This is a genomic window from Bacillus cihuensis (assembly GCF_000504145.1).
Taxonomy (GTDB): Bacteria; Bacillota; Bacilli; order Bacillales; family DSM-1321; genus Peribacillus; species Peribacillus huizhouensis.
Genome location: NZ_AYSD01000010.1, coordinates 23,532 through 43,144 on the forward strand (window position 1 = coordinate 23,532; position 19,613 = coordinate 43,144).

Annotated in this window: 19 protein-coding genes and 1 other annotated feature; of the genes, 14 read left to right on the forward strand and 5 right to left on the reverse strand. The window is 37.9% G+C overall.

Annotated elements, in window-relative coordinates; all coding sequences use genetic code 11:
- Positions 1-7 precede the first annotated feature (7 nt).
- The 7 genes from V179_RS0100110 to V179_RS26710 all read left to right on the forward strand — a co-directional run bounded on the left by V179_RS0100110 (position 8) and on the right by V179_RS26710 (position 7,810).
- A complete protein-coding gene (locus V179_RS0100110; protein ID WP_028389716.1) occupies positions 8-1,177 on the forward strand; it encodes a CamS family sex pheromone protein in 1,170 nt (389 codons plus the stop codon).
- A 445-nt stretch (positions 1,178-1,622) separates the two neighbouring features.
- Entirely contained in the window at positions 1,623-1,916 is a 294-nt protein-coding gene (gene gatC / locus V179_RS0100115) for an Asp-tRNA(Asn)/Glu-tRNA(Gln) amidotransferase subunit GatC (RefSeq protein WP_028389717.1), read from the forward strand.
- Between the two features lie 20 nt (positions 1,917-1,936).
- Positions 1,937-3,394: an Asp-tRNA(Asn)/Glu-tRNA(Gln) amidotransferase subunit GatA gene (gene gatA / locus V179_RS0100120; protein WP_028389718.1), complete on the forward strand. Its 1,458-nt coding sequence runs from the start codon at positions 1,937-1,939 to the stop codon at positions 3,392-3,394.
- Between the two features lie 12 nt (positions 3,395-3,406).
- On the forward strand, positions 3,407-4,837 hold the full coding sequence (gatB, locus tag V179_RS0100125; protein WP_028389719.1) for an Asp-tRNA(Asn)/Glu-tRNA(Gln) amidotransferase subunit GatB: 1,431 nt from the start codon (positions 3,407-3,409) through the stop codon (positions 4,835-4,837).
- Positions 4,838-5,325: 488 nt separating this feature from the next.
- Positions 5,326-6,249, forward strand: coding sequence for a diacylglycerol kinase (locus V179_RS0100130; protein ID WP_028389720.1), 924 nt, complete (start codon positions 5,326-5,328; stop codon positions 6,247-6,249).
- Between the two features lie 261 nt (positions 6,250-6,510).
- A complete protein-coding gene (locus V179_RS0100135) occupies positions 6,511-7,074 on the forward strand; it encodes a GNAT family N-acetyltransferase (protein WP_028389721.1) in 564 nt (187 codons plus the stop codon).
- A gap of 13 nt (positions 7,075-7,087) precedes the next feature.
- Positions 7,088-7,810: an alpha/beta fold hydrolase gene (locus V179_RS26710; RefSeq protein WP_051404771.1), complete on the forward strand. Its 723-nt coding sequence runs from the start codon at positions 7,088-7,090 to the stop codon at positions 7,808-7,810.
- A 290-nt stretch (positions 7,811-8,100) separates the two neighbouring features.
- Here the strand turns inward: V179_RS26710 and V179_RS0100145 are convergent, their stop codons facing one another.
- Positions 8,101-8,322, reverse strand: a complete 222-nt coding sequence (locus V179_RS0100145) for a methionine aminopeptidase (protein ID WP_084552147.1) — start codon at positions 8,320-8,322, stop codon at positions 8,101-8,103.
- A gap of 214 nt (positions 8,323-8,536) precedes the next feature.
- Between V179_RS0100145 and rlmD the strand changes: the two genes are divergently transcribed.
- The 3 genes from rlmD (at position 8,537) to V179_RS0100160 (ending at position 12,855) form a co-directional block, all read left to right on the forward strand.
- The gene (gene rlmD / locus V179_RS0100150) at positions 8,537-9,907 is read left to right on the forward strand and encodes a 23S rRNA (uracil(1939)-C(5))-methyltransferase RlmD (RefSeq protein WP_028389723.1); all 1,371 of its coding nucleotides are present in this window, start codon (positions 8,537-8,539) and stop codon (positions 9,905-9,907) included.
- 302 nt (positions 9,908-10,209) lie between these two features.
- Positions 10,210-10,403 (forward strand) — a binding site (T-box leader).
- 170 nt (positions 10,404-10,573) lie between these two features.
- Complete coding sequence (gene nhaC, locus V179_RS26715; RefSeq protein ID WP_034300129.1) at positions 10,574-11,992, forward strand: Na+/H+ antiporter NhaC; 1,419 nt, start codon at positions 10,574-10,576, stop codon at positions 11,990-11,992.
- The gene (locus tag V179_RS0100160; protein WP_028389724.1) at positions 11,989-12,855 is read left to right on the forward strand and encodes an MBL fold metallo-hydrolase; all 867 of its coding nucleotides are present in this window, start codon (positions 11,989-11,991) and stop codon (positions 12,853-12,855) included. Before nhaC ends, V179_RS0100160 begins: the two co-directional genes overlap by 4 nt.
- 178 nt (positions 12,856-13,033) lie before the next feature.
- On the opposite strand, the gene V179_RS0100165 is transcribed toward V179_RS0100160, so the two are convergent.
- From V179_RS0100165 to V179_RS0100180, 4 genes are all read right to left on the reverse strand, one after another.
- Positions 13,034-13,720 carry a hypothetical protein gene (locus V179_RS0100165; protein ID WP_028389725.1) on the reverse strand — a complete coding sequence of 229 codons (687 nt, stop codon included), beginning with the start codon at positions 13,718-13,720 and terminating at the stop codon, positions 13,034-13,036.
- The gene (locus tag V179_RS0100170) at positions 13,717-14,613 is read right to left on the reverse strand and encodes an ABC transporter ATP-binding protein (RefSeq protein ID WP_028389726.1); all 897 of its coding nucleotides are present in this window, start codon (positions 14,611-14,613) and stop codon (positions 13,717-13,719) included. Before V179_RS0100170 ends, V179_RS0100165 begins: the two co-directional genes overlap by 4 nt.
- Complete coding sequence (locus V179_RS0100175; protein ID WP_028389727.1) at positions 14,610-14,981, reverse strand: GntR family transcriptional regulator; 372 nt, start codon at positions 14,979-14,981, stop codon at positions 14,610-14,612. Before V179_RS0100175 ends, V179_RS0100170 begins: the two co-directional genes overlap by 4 nt.
- A gap of 627 nt (positions 14,982-15,608) precedes the next feature.
- The gene (locus V179_RS0100180; protein WP_028389728.1) at positions 15,609-15,938 is read right to left on the reverse strand and encodes a hypothetical protein; all 330 of its coding nucleotides are present in this window, start codon (positions 15,936-15,938) and stop codon (positions 15,609-15,611) included.
- Positions 15,939-16,300: 362 nt separating this feature from the next.
- Between V179_RS0100180 and V179_RS0100185 the strand changes: the two genes are divergently transcribed.
- The 4 genes from V179_RS0100185 to V179_RS30910 all read left to right on the forward strand — a co-directional run bounded on the left by V179_RS0100185 (position 16,301) and on the right by V179_RS30910 (position 19,247).
- A complete protein-coding gene (locus V179_RS0100185; RefSeq protein ID WP_028389729.1) occupies positions 16,301-16,918 on the forward strand; it encodes an acetate uptake transporter in 618 nt (205 codons plus the stop codon).
- A 374-nt stretch (positions 16,919-17,292) separates the two neighbouring features.
- Positions 17,293-18,270: a ring-cleaving dioxygenase gene (locus V179_RS0100190; protein WP_034300130.1), complete on the forward strand. Its 978-nt coding sequence runs from the start codon at positions 17,293-17,295 to the stop codon at positions 18,268-18,270.
- Between the two features lie 491 nt (positions 18,271-18,761).
- Entirely contained in the window at positions 18,762-19,073 is a 312-nt protein-coding gene (locus V179_RS26720; protein ID WP_051404772.1) for a WXG100 family type VII secretion target, read from the forward strand.
- Positions 19,074-19,094: 21 nt separating this feature from the next.
- Entirely contained in the window at positions 19,095-19,247 is a 153-nt protein-coding gene (locus tag V179_RS30910; RefSeq protein ID WP_154663980.1) for a hypothetical protein, read from the forward strand.
- Positions 19,248-19,613 lie beyond the last annotated feature (366 nt).

A 19,613-nucleotide genomic window follows, 5' to 3' on the forward strand; every position in this document is an offset into this window, starting at 1 on the left:
TGTTAGAATGAAAAACATCATTTTCCTCGGAATGATCTTGGCTTTATTACTTTCCGGGTGTGCCCCGAAATTTGATAAGGAGCAAGCGGTTGTGAGTGAAGCGGATAGTAGTACGGAAAAAGCGATTGTGCCAAATTATCAAATTTCTAAGGATTATTATAAAACGATGCTTCCATTTGAAGAATCAAATGCACGCGGGCTAGTTGTATCTCATTTAAATACCCGCTATGATATCGAGGAATTTGAAACGGGATTAATGAGAATAGCCCAGAAGGATTTTAGTCCAGACAATTATTTTTTTAGGGAAGGACAAATTCTTAAAGGCAGTACGATTACTAAGTGGCTTAGAAGAGAATATACAGAAGATCAGCTGAAAGAAAAGAAACTGTCAGCAAAAGATAATCTAGGCCTTAACCCAATCGATACGGGAAAAGGCGATATTGCAGATCGTAGTGAAAAGAGTCCAATATATTTAGCTCATATTCTTGAACATGATTATTTAGTGAAAAACAAAGATAATACGGTTAGTTTAGGTGGGGTTGTCATTGGACTAGCGCTTAACTCGGTTTATTATTATCAAAAAGAAGCCTATGGTGCTACGTATGAAACGAAGATTAAACAGGCTGAAATAGAGAAGCAAGGAAAGGCGATTGCTGAAAAGGTCGTGCAGCGTTTACGAGAGAATAAAGAGATGAGTGATGTACCTATTACAATTGCCCTTTTTGAACAAAAAGAAAGGTCTTCAGTCGTCCCAGGGAATTTCCTTTATTATTCTCATATAGATGGTAATAAAAGTACGATTGGGAAATGGGAAAAGGTTGATGAAGAATATTATTTATTCCCTTCAACTGCGGCTGAAAAAGCCTATCGTGACGATGTAAGGTCATTTAAAAACTTTAAACAAGATATAGAAAATTATTTTCCAAACTTTAATGGAGTAGTTGGCAGAGCGTTTTATGTGAATAAACAACTGCAGGAATTGAATATTGATATCCCTATTCAGTTTTACGGAAATACAGAGGCGATTGGATTTACACAATATGTAACGGGACTGATCATGAACCATTTTAATGAATATATTTCCATTCAGATTTCGATTACTTCAGTTAATGGTCCAGAAGCGCTGATTACTCGTAAGCCAGGTGATAGCGAACCTTATGTTCATATATATAAATAAGGTAAAGTGAGCGGGCTCAGCATTAGCTGGGTCTGCTTTTTCCTGTCAAAGGAACTTACTTAATGAATGGCTATGTTAAAGCTCATTTTTGATTTTGGCACTATGTTGATTGGAGCGGAAAGCGAACGCCTTACCAATCGACAGGCAAGTTTAACAGAGCCCGATTAATAAATATCAATATTTCTGTCAAAATTCTTCATTATTTCCTAGACAATAATTGTGTATTTCTTTGTAAAAGAATCAAAATTCGACCTGTTTTTTTCCTGGGTAATAAACTAACAGATATTTAGACATTTGCTATACTAGGAAGTATTGCTTTAGGTCGTAAAAATCTGCTATGATTTAATTAATTGTTTTTTCGGAAATATGATCGGAATTCAATGTGCAAATTAAAAAATATAGCATAGTCATGCAGTCTTTTGAATCATCAATGGAGGTGAAGAGAATGTCACGTATATCAATGGAGCAAGTTAAACATGTTGCTCATTTGGCACGTTTAGGCATTACAGAGCAAGAAGCTGAGAAGATGCAAAAGGAACTTGATCTTATGATCTCTTTTGCAGAGCTATTGAATGAACTTGATACAGAAGAAGTAAAACCAACTTTTCATGTGTTGGACATGAAAAATGTTATGAGAGAAGATATTCCACAAAAAGGACTGCCGATAGAAGAAGTATTGAGAAATGCACCAGATAGTAAGGATGGGCATATTCGCGTACCGTCTATTATGGAAAAGTAAGGTATTAGGGAGGGATAAATATGTCGTTGTTTGAACATAAGGTTTCGGACTTGCATGAACGTTTACATAAAAAAGAACTAACAGTAACAGACCTTGTTAACGAATCGTATGAAAGAATTGGACAAGTAGAAAGCCAAGTGAAGGCTTTTCTAACATTAGATGAAGAACGTGCACGAGTAAAAGCTAAGGAACTAGATGAAAGACTAGCTCGTGGCGAACAATCTGGCATGCTTTTTGGTTTACCGATTGGTGTGAAGGATAACATTGTAACAAAGAATTTACGTACAACTTGTGCAAGCAAAATCTTGGAGAACTTTGATCCCATCTATGATGCAACTGTGGCACAGAAGCTAAATCAAGCGGAAACGGTAACAATCGGTAAGTTGAATATGGATGAGTTTGCGATGGGTTCTTCAAATGAAAATTCAGCTTATCAAGCTACTCGCAACCCTTGGAATACCGATTATGTTCCTGGAGGATCTTCAGGTGGTTCGGCTGCTAGTGTTGCTGCTGGTGAAGTTCTGTTCTCACTTGGCTCAGATACAGGTGGTTCCATTCGCCAGCCAGCTGCATATTGTGGCGTCGTTGGCTTAAAACCAACTTATGGCCGAGTATCTCGCTATGGACTTGTTGCATTTGCTTCATCTCTTGATCAAATTGGACCGATTACCCGTACTGTTGAGGATAATGCTTATTTACTAGAAGCTATTTCAGGCGTAGACCCGATGGACTCAACTTCAGCAAATGTCCAAGTTCCAAGCTTTGTGAATGCTTTAACAGGTGATGTAAAAGGGCTGAAAATCGCTGTACCTAAAGAGTATCTCGGAGAAGGAGTTAGCGAAGCAGCTCGCAATTCAGTGCTAGCAGCTTTAAAAGTATTGGAAGGCTTAGGGGCTGTGTGGGAAGAAGTATCCTTACCACATTCTAAATATGCATTAGCTGCTTATTATTTACTATCTTCTTCAGAAGCATCTGCTAACCTTCAACGTTTTGATGGTGTTCGTTATGGACATCGTGCAGATAACGCTGAGAACTTAATTGAAATGTACAAGCAAACGCGTGCAGAAGGCTTCGGAGACGAAGTGAAGCGCAGAATTATGCTTGGAACATTCTCATTAAGTTCTGGTTATTATGATGCGTATTATAAGAAAGCACAAAAAGTCCGTACTCTAATTAAGCAGGACTTTGAAAATGTATTTGCGAAGTATGATGTAATTATTGGGCCGACAACACCAACTCCAGCTTTTAAAATTGGTGAAAACACTGCGGATCCATTAACAATGTATGCAAATGATATTTTAACGATCCCTGTGAATCTTGCAGGCGTACCAGGAATCTCGATTCCATGTGGGTTCTCAAATGGTTTGCCGCTTGGTCTGCAAATTATCGGGAAGCATTTTGATGAAAGCACTATTTATCGTACTGCGCATGCATTTGAGCAAGCGACAGAATTTCATAAACAATTTCCAAAGTTGTAAGGGGTGAATAAGATGAACTATGAAACGGTAATTGGCCTTGAAGTCCATGTTGAATTAAAAACAGATTCTAAAATTTTCTCTGCAAGCCCGAACCATTTTGGGGCGGCTCCTAATACGAATACGACCGTGATTGACCTTGGTTATCCAGGAACTCTACCGGTAATTAATAAGCAGGCAGTTGACTTTGCCATGAAGGCAGCTATTGCTTTAAACTGTGAAGTTCCAGAAATTACGAAATTTGACCGGAAAAACTATTTTTACCCAGATAACCCGAAAGCTTATCAAATTTCTCAATTCGATCAGCCGATCGGTGAACATGGCTGGGTTGAAATTGAAGTCAACGGCAAGAAGAAGAAAATCGGCATTACACGCATTCATATGGAAGAAGATGCTGGTAAACTGACACACACAAATGATGGCTATTCTCTTTGCGATTATAATCGCCAAGGTACGCCACTTGTTGAAATTGTTTCGGAACCTGATATTACATCACCTGATGAAGCTTATGCGTATTTGGAAAAAATCAAATCGATTATCCAGTATACAGGTGTATCCGATTGTAAAATGGAAGAAGGTTCATTACGCTGCGATGCAAACATCTCTTTACGCCCTGTTGGACAAAAAGAGTTTGGAACAAAAACAGAATTGAAGAATTTGAACTCATTCAACTTTGTTCGTAAAGGTTTAGAATATGAAGAAATTCGTCAAGCTGAAGTGTTAAATGCAGGTGGAGTAATCGAACAAGAAACACGTCGATTTGATGAATCAACAGGAAAAACACTTCTAATGCGTGTAAAAGAAGGTTCAGATGATTACCGATACTTCCCAGAACCAGATCTTATGACCATTCATATCGACGAAGAGTGGAAAGCGCGGATTGCAGCTGAAATACCTGAGCTTCCGGATGCACGAAAAAAACGTTATGTAGAAGAGCTAGGGTTACCTGAGTATGATGCGGCTGTTTTGACCGTAACGAAAGAATCAGCTGATTTCTTCGAAGCAACGGTTGAGCAAGGAGAGGACCCGAAACAAGCGTCCAACTGGATTATGGGAGAACTTTCTGCTTATCTTAATGCTGAAGGAAAAGAACTCCATGACATCGCCCTTACACCTCAAGCACTTGCAGGAATGATTAAGCTGATTGAAAACGGAACGATTTCATCTAAAATTGCTAAAACCGTGTTCAAAGAGCTTGTTGAAAATGGTGGAGATGCTGAAACGATCGTGAAGGAAAAAGGTCTAGTACAGATCTCAGATGAAGGTGCACTTACGAAAATCGTGAATGAGGCACTTGATAATAACCCGCAATCGATTGAAGATTTCAAAGCAGGAAAACAAAAAGCTACTGGCTTCCTAGTTGGTCAAATCATGAAAGCAACAAAAGGACAAGCCAATCCACAACTAGTAAATAAAATTTTATTAGTTGAGTTGAACAAACGCTAATAAGTAGAAATAGACTCGGCTCGCCCCATCCATCATCATAAAGACAAGATGATGGATGGGGCGTTTTTTGTATAAAGGACATGGGGACGGAAGCTTCGTAACTTTAATATAGCCAGTCTACTTAGAGGTATACTGATTTGATCGAGAAATCATTCAGAATTTCAGCTCCGCACCGCCACCGGAGAAGAGCTCATGGATGTATTTTATGAAAACAAATCAATAAATCGAGAATTCATGGATTTATCGTACTTTGAAGGGGGAAACTAAGAATGGAGATGGTTATGTTCATATATAATCAAAGCTAACTATTATAGACGTTAAAACTAGAGTTTTTGAAAAAATTACTATATAATTTGTTCAGAAATGATTTCGGGAGTTAGGTTACTGTTTACGAATGTAATGCTAACGTGATTATTGTTGCTCGTTGCATTCTGTTTGGTAAATCGTTACCATTTAGTGAAACGTATTTTAACATTAGGATGATGGAAATGAAAAGAGCAAGATTGATTTATAATCCGACATCAGGCCGAGAAATGATTCGGAAAAATTTACCCGATGTTTTAGCTAAACTTGAAGCAGCTGGGTATGAAGCCTCTTGTCATGCGACTACAGGAGCTGGTGATGCGACACGGGCTGCAGAAATTGCTGTTGAACGCGGCTATGATGTTGTAATTGCAGCAGGAGGCGACGGAACGATTTACGAGGTTGTAAACGGCCTAGCCGGAGCGGAAAAACGGCCGAAACTTGGTGTGATTCCGACCGGAACAACGAATGACTTTGCGCGAGCAATTCATGTCCCACGCTCGATTGATGCTGCGGTGGATATTATTACAAAGGGGCATACGATGCCGATTGATATCGGGAAAATGAACGAAAAGTATTTTATCAATATTGCTGGGGGCGGCCGGTTAACGGAGCTTACTTACGAGGTACCGATAAAGTTAAAAACGATGCTTGGCCAATTGGCTTATTACATGAAGGGCATTGAAATGTTACCTTCGATCCGTGCAACGGATGTAACGATTGAATATGATGGGAAGTTTTTTGAAGGGGAAATTATGCTTTTCCTTGTTGCGAACACAAATTCTGTTGGCGGCTTTGAAAAACTAGCACCTGACGCTTCGTTAAATGATGGCATGTTTACGTTATTAATTTTAAAGAAAACAAATCTAGCCGACTTTATCAGGGTGGCCTCTCTTGCATTACGTGGGGAGCATATTCATGATAAAAATGTTATTTATGTTAAAGCAAACCGAATTAAAGTAACCGCAAAAAATGAAATGATGCTAAATTTAGACGGTGAATTTGGTGGACTAGCTCCAGCTGAATTTGTCAGTCAGTATCGTCATTTCGATGTTTTTATTCCTGAAAATACGCTATATGATGATCCAGAAAATAAGCAGAATGTATAAATGAATAAAGTGAAACTTCAATCAGTGGGGGATGCATTCCTCACTGATTGTTAGTCTCGTTCTACTGTCGTTAAGATCTTCGCTTTCGCTTCGATCTAGCGAAAGTATGAACGAATGCGTGATAAAATTGAGGATGGCTCAAAATTAAAGCGGCCGACCATACAACAATAAACAGGGTTAGATATATTTAATAATTTGTTTATTCTATTGTAGGTCAGACCTTTTTAGGCCATCCTTTTTCTGATTGAGGAGATTAAACCAATGTTACTTAGACAAGCAAAACCAGCGGATGCTCCAATTTCCGCTTATTTAATTCGGTTGGCGATTCAGGATATTGCTGAAGCTCTGACTGATGAGCAGGAAGAAAAAGCTATTTTAGATGTGCTGCAATATTTCTTTAGTCATCCAAATAATCGGTTAAGCTATGAGAACACGCTAATTATAGAAATTGCAGGGAATGTAGCTGGTCTTATTGTGACCTATCTCGGAAGTGAAGCGGAGCAATTGGATAGACCAATCGTGAAACGTTTAAGAGAGAAGAATAATAATTCGGAGATAATGACTGAGAAAGAAGCAGAACCGGGAGATTTCTATATCGATACAGTGAGTGTAAACCCACAGTATTGGGGAAATGGAGTAGGGACTGCCTTGATTGAAGCAGCTGAACTGCTTGCGAAATCAAAAGGTCATAGGAGGATGTCTTTGAACGTTGAGGTAAAAAATACGCGTGCACACCGTTTATATAGTAAGCTGGGATATAAATCTGTGAATTGTAGACAAATTAACGGGCATGATTATGAATACATGGTGAAACATCTGTCATGAGGGAGCGAATGCAATGCTTGAAGGTTGGGTTAAAAATGGAGACATACGAATCCATTATATCGACAACACTGGACCGTCTATAGAACCCCCACTTGTCATCATTCCTGGTTTGACGGAGACGGGGGAAGAGTATGAAGATATACTTCGTGCTCTTGCGCCCCGTCGTGCTCTAGTTATTACGATGCGTGGACGAGGGCGAAGTGATGCACCAGAGATGGGATATACGCTAGAAGATCATGTGACTGATATTGAAAGCGTGATTAATCATATCCATATTGAAAATTTCGTTTTGTTCGGTTTTCATCGTGGTGTGGTTTATGCTTTAGGATTTGCGATGGAGAATCTAAGCCGTTTAAAAGGACTCATCATCGGTGATTACCCTGCTGTAGAAACAGATTTACCAGAAGGATGGGCCAATCTTCTTGTTCAGAAAACAGGGAGAACTGCGCTGACTCATATGACGCTCGATACATTAAAAGCGATCGAACATGATTCCCATGAACATCCATTTTGGAAAGAACTAGCTAATGTTAATTGTCCGGTATTAATCCTTCGAGGAAATCAGGAGGGAATCGGACTGACAGAGGAAGGAGCGATGGAATACCTTCGCTCTGTCCCAGGCGCTCGTGTTAAAACAATTTCTGATGACTCATCAGGAATCTTTAATTTGGAGTCTCAAGAATTACTTGATGCGTTAAAACAATTCTTTGAAGAAGCAAAGAATTGTAGGAACTAACAAAATATCCATAACGAAAGGGGCAGACCGCAACTTTAATATCCAGTTCAATTTAAGTGTAAGTATCTCTATGAACTGTGGATAAAGTTGTGGTCAGACCTTCTGCTCGAAGATAAGACCTAGCAAGTCCGTTCCATAAAGCAGAGGGTGGTGGTGTGTTTACTAATGATTCGAACGCTTTTGGCTTCCACAAAAAAGTCGATTGCTCCATGAAGGCAAAGAACTCCTTTATCGAGCAATCTCTATTTTCTTTAAAAGCTGTTAAGAGGCGTGTTCGCTAATCTATACTCCTAGCTGTCCGTTTGACTAGTTGTTTCTGCCCAGTCCACATAGGAGCCACTACCGTTACAGCCTTGACAATCATACACATTTGTGTAGCTGTATTCATAAGGAGCATACGAATTGTAACCCCGACCGCGGCAATCTGGACATAGTCCTTTATCCTGCATGAGTGCAATATGTTTTTCCTGTCTGGCTGTATTCCAGGCAGAAATCGATTGGAATAATCCCATTTTGCTCACCTCACTTTTTCCTTATTTTGCATCAAAAATTAGATGTTATACGCATGTCCACATTTATTTTGATTCCTTTATTTATTTTTATGAAAAATCTCGCTAAAAGGTGCTTTTGTTTGTCTAGTAAATGTGTGATAAAATAAGAGTTCTAAATACATGATGGATACTGCTACAGATACTGTAAGCATTTCGATAGAAAAGGAAGTATACAATGGAAAAAACAATTCCCGTTTCAAAAAATGATGTAATAGATGTAGAATTTGAGGACCTAACACATGATGGGTCGGGTGTTGCCAAGGTCGAAGGCTATCCCATTTTTGTTCCCTACGTGTTGCCGGGGGAAAAAGCACAAATCAAAGTAACGAAAACGAACAAGGGCTACGGTTTTGGTCGCTTAATGGAATTGAAGGAAAAAAGTAAAGACCGTGTTGAAGTGAAAAAAGAAGATGCACATAAATACGGTGGAAGTCAGCTTCATCACCTTAGTTATGAAGGTCAGTTAAAATTTAAAGAAAAAACAGTCCGTGAAGTAATGGCAAGAATCGGTAAACTTAAGGATGTGACGATTCATCCGATTATTGGTATGGAACAACCCTTACACTACCGCAATAAAGCCCAAGTCCCTGTTGGAGAAAAAGACGGAAAGCTGATCGCTGGTTTCTTTAGACCACGGAGCCATGACATTGTTGATACCAATGAAAGCATTATTCAACATCCAGCTGTGAATGAAGCGATTCAAGCTGTGAAAGAAATATGTAATGAACTCGGAGTAGAACCATATAACGAGAAACATCACCAAGGTGTTCTTCGTCACATTATGGCTCGTTACGCAAAACAAACTGGGGAGCTGATGATTGTACTTATTACAAGAGCGGCTAGACTTCCTCAAAAGAATAATCTTGTTGAAGAGATCACGGCTCGTTTGCCCCATGTTAAATCGATTGTTCATAATGTGAATTCGAAACGGACAAACGTCATTATGGGTGAAAAAACAAAGGTGCTTTGGGGTAATGATGTCATTTATGATTATATTGGCGATGTGAAATTCGCTATTTCGCCGCTATCCTTTTACCAAATTAACCCTGATCAAACAAAGGTTCTTTATAGCAAAGCGCTTGAATTTGCCGGGCTTACTGGGGAAGAGACTGTTATTGATGCTTATTGTGGAATTGGTACAATTTCACTATCTCTTGCACAAAAAGCTAAGCATGTTCTTGGAGTGGAAGTTGTACCAGAAGCAATTGCGGACGCACGCCGTAACGCTCTTATCAACGAAATTAATAATGTTGAATTTGAAGTTGGCGAAGCAGCAAACGTTATTTCTGAATGGTATCAAGATGGGAACCGCGCAGATGTATTAGTAGTCGATCCACCACGTAAAGGCTGTGAGGAGACTTTATTAAATACCATTATCGAGATGAAACCGAAGAAGGTCGTATACGTATCGTGCAACCCGGCTACACTTGCTCGTGATTTACGTATTTTAGAAGATGGTGGGTATCATGCGGTTGAAATTCAGCCTGTGGATATGTTCCCTATGACGACACATTGTGAAGCAGTTGTGAAACTCGTTTTAAGTTAATTTAAAGAAAGAGGATGTCCCAACGGGGTCTGACCTTGCATTCTAAATCAGTATGTAGTGTTTCATTCACTTATCCTATACTGTATTTAGTTATTGCAGGTTCTGACCCTTTGCTGGGACATCCTCTTCTTTTTTTTGTAGTATTGATGAAGTTAGTTATGAACGATTTAAAGTCTAGTCCGGAATAAAAGTTACTATAAACCTCGTTTATTGGATGCCTTCTATTAAAAAAATACACGCTTGTTATTGACATACATGGTATGCTTATATTAATATACTTTCATACACAAAAGCATAAAAGTATAAAAGCGTTGAACTATAAAAGTAGCTGAATGTTTAGGAAATTTAGAGACTTAGTGGGTGGTGCAAACTAAGCCAAGCATTCAGTGAATTACAATTAGGGAGCTGACTTCTGTCCGGCAATGCCGTTAATCTAATGAGAGAACAAAAATTTTTTGTTAATCAGGGTGGTACCGCGGAGCTCTTCGTCCCTTTTTTGGGAGGGGGGCTCCGTTTATTTTATTTCTAGTTTGTTTTCAAATATGGTGCACATATCCAAGTGATAGTCTGGCATTAAATTTGAAACATGAATAAGAAAAATTACTATCCGCACTAATTTTTGGAGAAGAGTTTATTTAAATCAAAATAAAAGGAGTGAGAGGTAAGATGAAGAAAGAAATATCAATCGGATTAGCGCTATTGCCCATTGTTACGTTAATGATTGCAGGTGCTGCGTCCATCTTTATTTGGAAAGCTGGTATGTTTATTCCATTAATTATTGGCATCATTGGGACCGTCTTAGTAGGATTGAAAAGTGGATTTAAATGGGATGAGCTGGAGAAAATGATGGTGCAAGGTGTTTCGAAGGCAATGCCTGCTATTTTTATTTTACTAGTTATCGGAGTGATCGTGGGAACATGGATTTCTAGTGGTGTAATCCCTACAATGATCTATTATGGATTAACATTTATTCATCCATCTTTCTTTGTTCCAGCTGTAGCTCTTGTTACAGCCATTGTTGCCGTCACACTTGGCAGTTCATTTACTTCTATTGCCACGATTGGTTTAGCGTTTATGGTAATAGGTGAGGGAATGGGCTTTCCACCAGGTTTAATTGCTGGTGCCGTTATTTCGGGGGCGTTTTTTGGAGATAAATTATCACCTTTATCCGATACGACTAATATTGCTCCTGCTATGGCAGATACGGATTTATTCAGCCATGTTCGTCATATGTTATGGGATACGATCCCTGCCTTTCTTATTACATTAGTTTTATATAGTTTTTTTAGTAATGGATCACACTATAGTGCTGGTGATACAGGGAAAATCGATATGATCTTATCGGGGTTACAAAAGACATTTATCATTCATCCGCTTCTTTTACTATTGCCTATACTCACAATCTTTTTAATGATGAAACGAATGCCCGCTTTGCCCACATTAATGCTCGTTGGCTTACTCGGAGGTCTATTAACTATATTCATCCAAGGCCAATCCGTAACTTCTATGGTTAACACAATGACATCTGGATTTAATGCTCAATCTGGTGTCGAAGAGGTTGACTCATTATTAAATAGTGGTGGATTAGTTTCCATGCTTAATACAATCGGATTATTGACCATTGCTACAGCATTAGGCGGGCTTTTAGAAGGTACTAGTGTTTTTCAAACTTTAGTCCGTCCGATCATTAGTAAAATAAAATCAGCTAGTTCACTAATTGCTACAACAATTATATCCACTTTTATCGTCGCCTTCGCAAGTGGTGCCCAATTTTTGGCGATTATCTTACCGGCAAGAACTTTTGTTCAAACATATAAAGATTTAAAAATAGATACGAAGAATTTATCTAGATGCGTTGAAGCAGCAGGAACAGTCGGTATCACACTAGTTCCATGGAGCGTGCCAGCTGTATTTGCAGCGAATATGTTGGGGGTAAGTGTAGAACAATTTATTCCGTATCTATTCTTTGCTTTTATTGTTCCTGTTATAAATGTTATCTATGGAGTTACTGGATGGACGATAACAAGGAAGGATTATCGTGAGAATCAAGTGCAAGAGGAAGTTAGTAGGAGGAATTTTATATGAGTGAAGTGATAGTAAATATTATTGGAACGGCACAGGATGCTGGTGTGCCGCACCCGAATTGTTTTTGTAAAAATTGTCTAGAAGCAATAAAAGATTCAAAGTATAGGAGATTTGCAGCCTCCTTGGCGATTATATTGCCAAAGTCAAAAGAGTGGCATTTGATTGATGCTACACCAGATCTTCGGGAGCAGATGGCATCTATCCAAATGAAATATGAGCTTCAAAAAAAACTAATGAATAGTATTTGGCTTACTCATGCCCATATTGGACATTATCCCGGTTTAATGTTTTTGGGTAAAGAAGCGATCGGGTCTAAAGGGACTGCGGTTTATTGTGGGGGGAAAATGAAACAGCTATTAGAAAATCATGCACCATGGAAGCAATTAGTTGATCTTGAAAATATTGCGCCGATCGAGATCAAGCATGAACATTCTACTGAACTTACACCAATTGTTCGAATAACTCCTGTGGAAGTCCCCCACCGCAATGAGTTTTCTGAAACATTTGCATTTTGGATTGAAGGACCTACTCGTAAACTACTTTATATCCCTGATATCGACAGATGGGACGAATGGGACCATGATATTTATGAAATGGCTAAGGAAGCAGATATTTGCTTATTGGATGGCACATTCTATTCCATCGAAGAAATAGAACGAATGGGGCGAGACTATAAAGAAATACCTCATCCAGTGATGACGGAAACAATGGACCGTTTGCAAGGATTAGTGGAGGAAACAGCTATTTACTTCACACATTTTAATCACTCCAATCCGGTTATCGATCCAGAAAGCCCCTATATCAAACAAGTAAAGGGCAGGGGGTTTCACATTGCTGTTGAAGGGATGGAGATTTTATTATAATTATTTTCTCATAATGAAACTTCGATGCAAAAATGGTACGTACTGTCGCTTTATCGGAGATTTAGCGACAGTAGAACGGGACTAACTATCGGTGGGGGATGAAGAAACCCCCCATTGATTGAAGTTTCACTTTATGATTTTACACTATTTTTTGGAAATGCATTTTTTCAGTGAGAGATTAAACGACTGCCCGTCGTAACATGCGATAGGAGCCGAGTAGATAGAGCAAAGTAAGAGGTACGAGCCAATAGGCAATTTGTACAGCGGTATGGTTGGCAAACCAACTAAAAATGCTTCCCCAAACTTCGAAATGATGCAAAAGGAAGATCGCTAAACTTCCGAGCAGTAATGTGACCAATGCACCAATGAACATTCCTTTGTAGCCAAAGCGCCGTGCAAAACTCGAAATGATGAACCCGAGGAAGAACATATTAAGGAATAGAATCAGATACAGCGTAAATTGCTCTATAAGTGCCCCATCATTGATATAGGAAAAGTGAAAAAAGTGAAGTTTAGTACCCCAACCATCGGTTACTTTTTCTAATTGAGCAAATAAGAATATCAAACTTGTAAAGAGGGCGCTACTGATTATTCCTATTATTGCCGTTCCTATATAATAATCGATTCTTCTAATTGACATACCGATAGCGAATGAAAATGTTTTCCCTACTACCATAATTCCTGCTACAAACACGTAAATGACAATTGAAGTGATTCCACCTGTATACATATCTTCTTGATTCATAAACAAGAAACTTACAATTAGATTTACTGCGAAACTAGAAAACAGAATGATAGCTGGAATATAAATCCATGACCATTTATCACGATAATGAAGTTTTAAGACGCCAGTAATATTATTCACTCTGCAATCGCTCCTTTTTGTTCAGATTTTCCACTTGTCAAATGGACGATAAGTTGCTGCAAGGAAACAGGGGATATCTCAAGTCCACTTGCTGCTGCTTGTTTTTGATCAGTACCGTGTTGACTGCACATAACAGTGGCAGAAAGTAATCCGCCAAACGGCTCACGGTAAACCGTTTCTTTTCCGATGAGAAATGCTTCTACCTTAGATGTTTGACCAGTGACCGTAAAAGCCTTACCTCGTAACTCTTCTGCATCTTGATCAAGAATTAGCTTTCCATTGTCAATGACTAAAATATGTTCAAGTAAGTTGCTCACTTCATCAATTAAATGGGTAGACAGAATCACTGTTCTTGGATGTTCAACATAATCTTCCATTAATCTATCGTAAAATAGCCCTCTTGAAACCGCATCGAGACCTAGGTATGGTTCATCAAAAATGGTGAGAGGCGCCCGACTTGCAAGCCCTATCACAATTCCTACTGCAGAAAGCATCCCTCTGGATAGCTTTTTTATTTTTCGCTTAAGGGGTAAATTGAAGTCCTCAATCAGTAACCTAGAAAAATTGACATCCCAATTTGGGAAAATGGATTTAGAAACTTCTAATACATCAAGGATACTATAATGATCAGGGTATTTCTGGCTTTCTTTAATAAAACAAATTTGGCTAAGGATGTTGGCGTTTTCATAGGGATTATCCCCAAATACTTTCAAATCACCACTTGTAGGAAAAATTTGTGCTGTGATCATTTTCATTAAAGTTGTTTTACCTGCACCGTTTCTACCGAGAAGTCCGTAGATTTTATTGGCTTGCATGTTAAAACTAGTGTCATGAATAGCGTTAAATTTTCCATAAGATTTATTCAGCTGCGTAACTTCAATCACGTTTTTCATCGTTTGTTATCTCCTCTCTGGATCATATCCGTCAACTGATTAGTTGTAATCCCAAGCTTCTCTGCTTCACGAATCATCGTGATCACATACTGTTCGAAAAACAGCTCTTTCCGTTTTTCTATTACTTTTACTCGTGCTCCCTCTGCAACAAACATTCCAATCCCTCGCTTTTTGTATAAAATGCCTTCATCCACCAACAAATTAACGCCTTTCGCTGCAGTTGCAGGATTGATTTTGTAAAATGCGGCGAACTGATTCGTTGAGGGAACTTGTGCTTCTTCAGGCAGACCACCTTCAATAATGTCATCTTCAATCCGTTCCGCGATCTGGACAAAAATTGGCCGGCCATCGTCAATTAAGTTTTTCATTGTGTCACCGCCATATTGGTTAGTTACTTATGTAATTAACCATATAACGATGATGAACGAATGTCAATAACCAAATGTATATTTTAAAAAAATAGGTGTTCTCCTCATTCGATCATATTCAATTTTTGCGATAGAGATTGAATTTTTGTGTTGTTTTTAAAAAGTGAAGCAACTGAAGATTTATATAAAAGCCCAAATTCTCAAATGTAGAGTAATGTTTTGTGGGGATATCAATTAGTAGCTTAGTCTAAGGGGGAGTAATTAAAATTTTTGATGATACATGCTTTCTTTACGGTGTTTCTATATAGAATAAAATACGCCTTAACATCACATGAATCATTTTAAAATAGGCTGTTTTCACATACTTTGTTGCTTTTCAATCATTTTTACACTAATAACCCGGGTTGATTTCCGTTGCAGAGGCGGTCTCAGAAGCCTCCTCAGTGCTTTGCACTTGCGGGGTCTCCCTCAACACGCTTTTCCCGCAGGAGTCTCGCACCTTCCACTACAATCAACATCTGTTCGAATTGGTTTCTTGCTAAAACAACAATCTTTACGAAAAGAGCCTTAAAATAAAACAATACAATGGGTGTCCCAGAAGTGTCGACCTAACACTCTATACATTGTTTATGATGTCATGTATGTGTGGTTGACCTTTTCAAGTGCTGCGAGAAGATTTGCAGATGACCGATTAAGCAATTGGATCATGCTGACAAGAGAATGAATAGCCTCTTTTTGTAAGTCTGGTGCATCTGCCACAGAATGCGTACGACTGGCATTATCGGTTGCGAGCGACATAACTTCCTCCATTGAAGCGTGCACTTCTTCAGACGATGAAGACATTTCTTCTGTTACTGCCTGTACGCCTTGGATTACATTATTGACATTACGCACTGAAATGAGAAATGATTCTAAATCTTTTGCAATTGTCGCGATAGCATTCGAGCTTTCCGCCAATTCCCATGCGGCTTTTCCATCTCGTTAAGGGACGAAGTGCACGATTGACAAATTGTTTCACGAGAAACAATTCTCCTATTTTTGCAGTATATATGGCTTTGTATAAGTCCAAAGAATGGAACTACTTCACTTAGTTAACCTATAGTCTATTTAAGGTATCTTTTAACAAATGTTCAATATTCCTTTGATTTTCAATTTAGTCTGAAAATGAAAGCGTGAGAAAACGGTAGTAAATAAGCGAAAACATCGTTTTTAGTGGGAGTGTGGATTCATAGGATTCTGTGTTTCATCGAAAAAGACAGTATTGACACCCTTTGTCTTTTCCGATACATTACATAAGTATGTTTTTTAAGGAGGAAATAATGGGTACTCAGAATCACACACAAGTAAAAATAACAACAGCAGATCCATCCGCATTAGGATTGTTCGGTCTTGCGATGGTAACATTAGTAGCATCATCGCAAAAATTAGGTTTAACAGAAGGGCTTTCTTATCTCTTACCGTGGGTGTTTTTCTTAGGCGGTTTAGCTCAAATTTATGCCTCGGTCCTAGATGCGAAACATAACAATATATTTGGGACAACTGCATTTGGAGCATTCGGATTATTTTGGTTCGGTGTCGGAACAACATGGTTGATTCAGTTAGGCTTTTTCGGCGAAAAACTCGCTGCAAATGGTGATGCCAAACAGCTTGGCTTTGCGTTTATTGGCTATTTGATTTTCAGTCTTTTTATGACGATCGGGGCCATGGAAACAAATAAAGTTTTGTTCTTTATTTTCGTCTTTATTGATATCCTATTTATTGGCTTATCTTTAAGTTCTTTTAACATTATGTATGATGTAACTCATATGATAGCTGCCGTAGCTGAAATGTGTATCGCTTTGCTATCTTTCTATGGTTCAGCTGCGAATGTGTTAAATACACACTTTGGACAAGTTGTACTACCGATCGGAAAACCGTTTGGAATTTTTAAAAAATAACATTGAGTAAGAGGACGATAAAAGTTTATCAGACAATGAAGGAAAGGTGAGTATCTACTATAAGTAGGTCTCACCTTTTTTTTATCCCGCATTAACGAACAGTAAGACGCCTACTGATTGAAGTTTCACTTTATTTTTTACCTTACTTTTGTAATCATCGTCTCTTATGATTGACAGCTAATTTAATTCATGATATATTTACTTCGAATTAAAGATATTTTAATTAGAGATAAGCTGTTATAAAAAAATGACTAGACCATTAATATATAGGGAAAATATTTTATAAAAGTATAAATTAAGTAGTAAATTAGCTTAAGTGGAAGAAGCGCTCTGTATGAAAAAATAAAATTATGAATCAATTGGAGGCATGTAAAATGAACGAATTAAAAGGTATTCACCACGTAACAGCGATTACAAGTAGTGCAGAAAAAAACTATGAATTTTTTACGTATGTTTTAGGCATGCGTTTAGTAAAGAAAACCGTTAACCAAGATGATATCCAGACATATCACCTATTTTTTGCAGATGATACTGGTAGTGCAGGTACAGATATGACTTTCTTTGACTTCCCAGGCATATCTAAAGGCGCGCATGGTACAAATGAGATTTCAAAGACTTCTTTCCGTGTACCAAGTGATGCGGCAATCGATTATTGGGTAAAACGTTTTGAACGTTTAGAAGTAAAGCACACAGGAGTTATAGAACAATTTGGTAAAAAGACACTTTCGTTTGTTGATTTTGATGACCAACAATATCAGTTGATTTCAGATGAAAACAATGAAGGCGTTGTTTCTGGTACACCATGGCAAAACGGACCAATCCCACTAGAGTATGCGATTACCGGATTAGGGCCAATCTTTGTTCGGATTGCTCAGTTTGATTACTTTAAAGAAATGCTGGAAAAGGTTCTCTTATTTAAAGAAATAGCTAATGAAGATTCACTTCATTTATTTGAAGTGGGTGAGGGTGGAAATGGTGCTCAAGTAGTTGTCGAATATAATGCCAAACTTCCTCAAGCGCAACAAGGTTTTGGTACAGTTCACCATGCGGCATTCCGTGTTGAAGATCGATCTGTTTTAGAAGAATGGGATAAACATATAAGAAACTTTGGATTCCAAACATCAGGGTTTATTGATCGTTTCTTCTTCGGGTCATTGTATGTAAGAGTTGCACCACATATTTTATTTGAGTTTGCTACTGATGGTCCAGGGTTTATGGGTGATGAACCGTATGAAACACTTGGTGAAAAATTATCATTACCTCCATTCTTAGAACCGAAACGTGAACAAATTGAAAAATTAGTTCGCCCGATTGATACAGTTAGAAGTACAAAAGAATTCAGTAAAGAGTAATAAAATAACTCTACGAAGCCATCATGTACGAGATTTCTTATGAAGTCGTATGTGATGGCTTGTTTTGTATGAAAAGATATCCCTTCGTTCCCTCCATAATTTAAATGCCACATTACGTTATTATTGTTATAACTTGTTTATCCAAAATTTGATCTAAAATAGTTTAGTCTTAAGGGCCAATGCGAGGATCTCATTTCACTGGAACTTAATCGGATGGGTCTAAAAGCTTCTTTTAGAGGGCGTCTTGATATTTGAGTTGTTTGCAAAAAAATATGTAAACCTTAAATCATGCATGTTTTCTAGTATTCTAAGCTTTTTTAAAAATAACCTTACATATATACAAGTTGAAATAATCGTTACATTTTCTTCCTAATTCATTACTGGAGACTTATGGTAAAGGATAGGAGATTATAGTAGTATTTCAATATGGCTAAATAGCATATTAGTGTAGTTCAAATATAGATTTTGAAGGAATTTGAGCACGTGTAGGGATGTTCCAAGAATCATCAGAAACATTAGAAATAAATGAATCTAAATTAATACAAAGTGTACATACAGATGTAGCGACATGGACAGGAAAGAGTAGGAAAAAATTTGATTCCGTAGTAGATGAAGCATCTGTTTTATTCCAAAGACATTCTGACAATCTCTATTCAATCAGCAGAGAATTGGAAAGTGCGGCAAATGAAGTAGATCGGATCAGAGAAGTGGTTAAAAGACAAAGAGAGTTAGAAGGACTGTCTTGTATGAGGAGTAAATTAGGATACTTTAAAGTATTAAAAGATATGGTGACACTTATCTAGTTGAATGGATAGAGGTGTATGATGAAGAATTATAATTATAAAGCGAAAAAAAAGAAAAAAGATGACGGAAAACAGGGCATGGATGATGGATGCGTACCTGGATGTATTGACTTTTTTCTATGGCCTTTGCAACTGTCCGTATTAGGTTATCAGATCATTATTAATCTATCTTAATATAAAGTAATGAATGATGAGGTAATGGTTCATCAATTCGATTCAATTGAGCATAGAAGAGTTAATCTTATCATTTTCTAGTGAAGGGGTATATGAACATGGTATTTCGATTAAAGAAGCTAACTTTGCAACTATGAATGATTCTGAGTTGAAAATGGTTTTAGAAATTGCATCTTACTCATTGTTAGCAAAAGAAGTGGTAGATTTAAATTTTCAAAGAGTAAATGAGTCATGATTAACAATCTATTGCTCAATAATAAAACATTCTTTGCTTAAGTAGGTGCATCATTTGCTAAATATAAAGGGGGAAAACGAGCTTATTTAAGTAAAGGGATCCATATTTATGTATGTCTGGGTAGCTGTAGC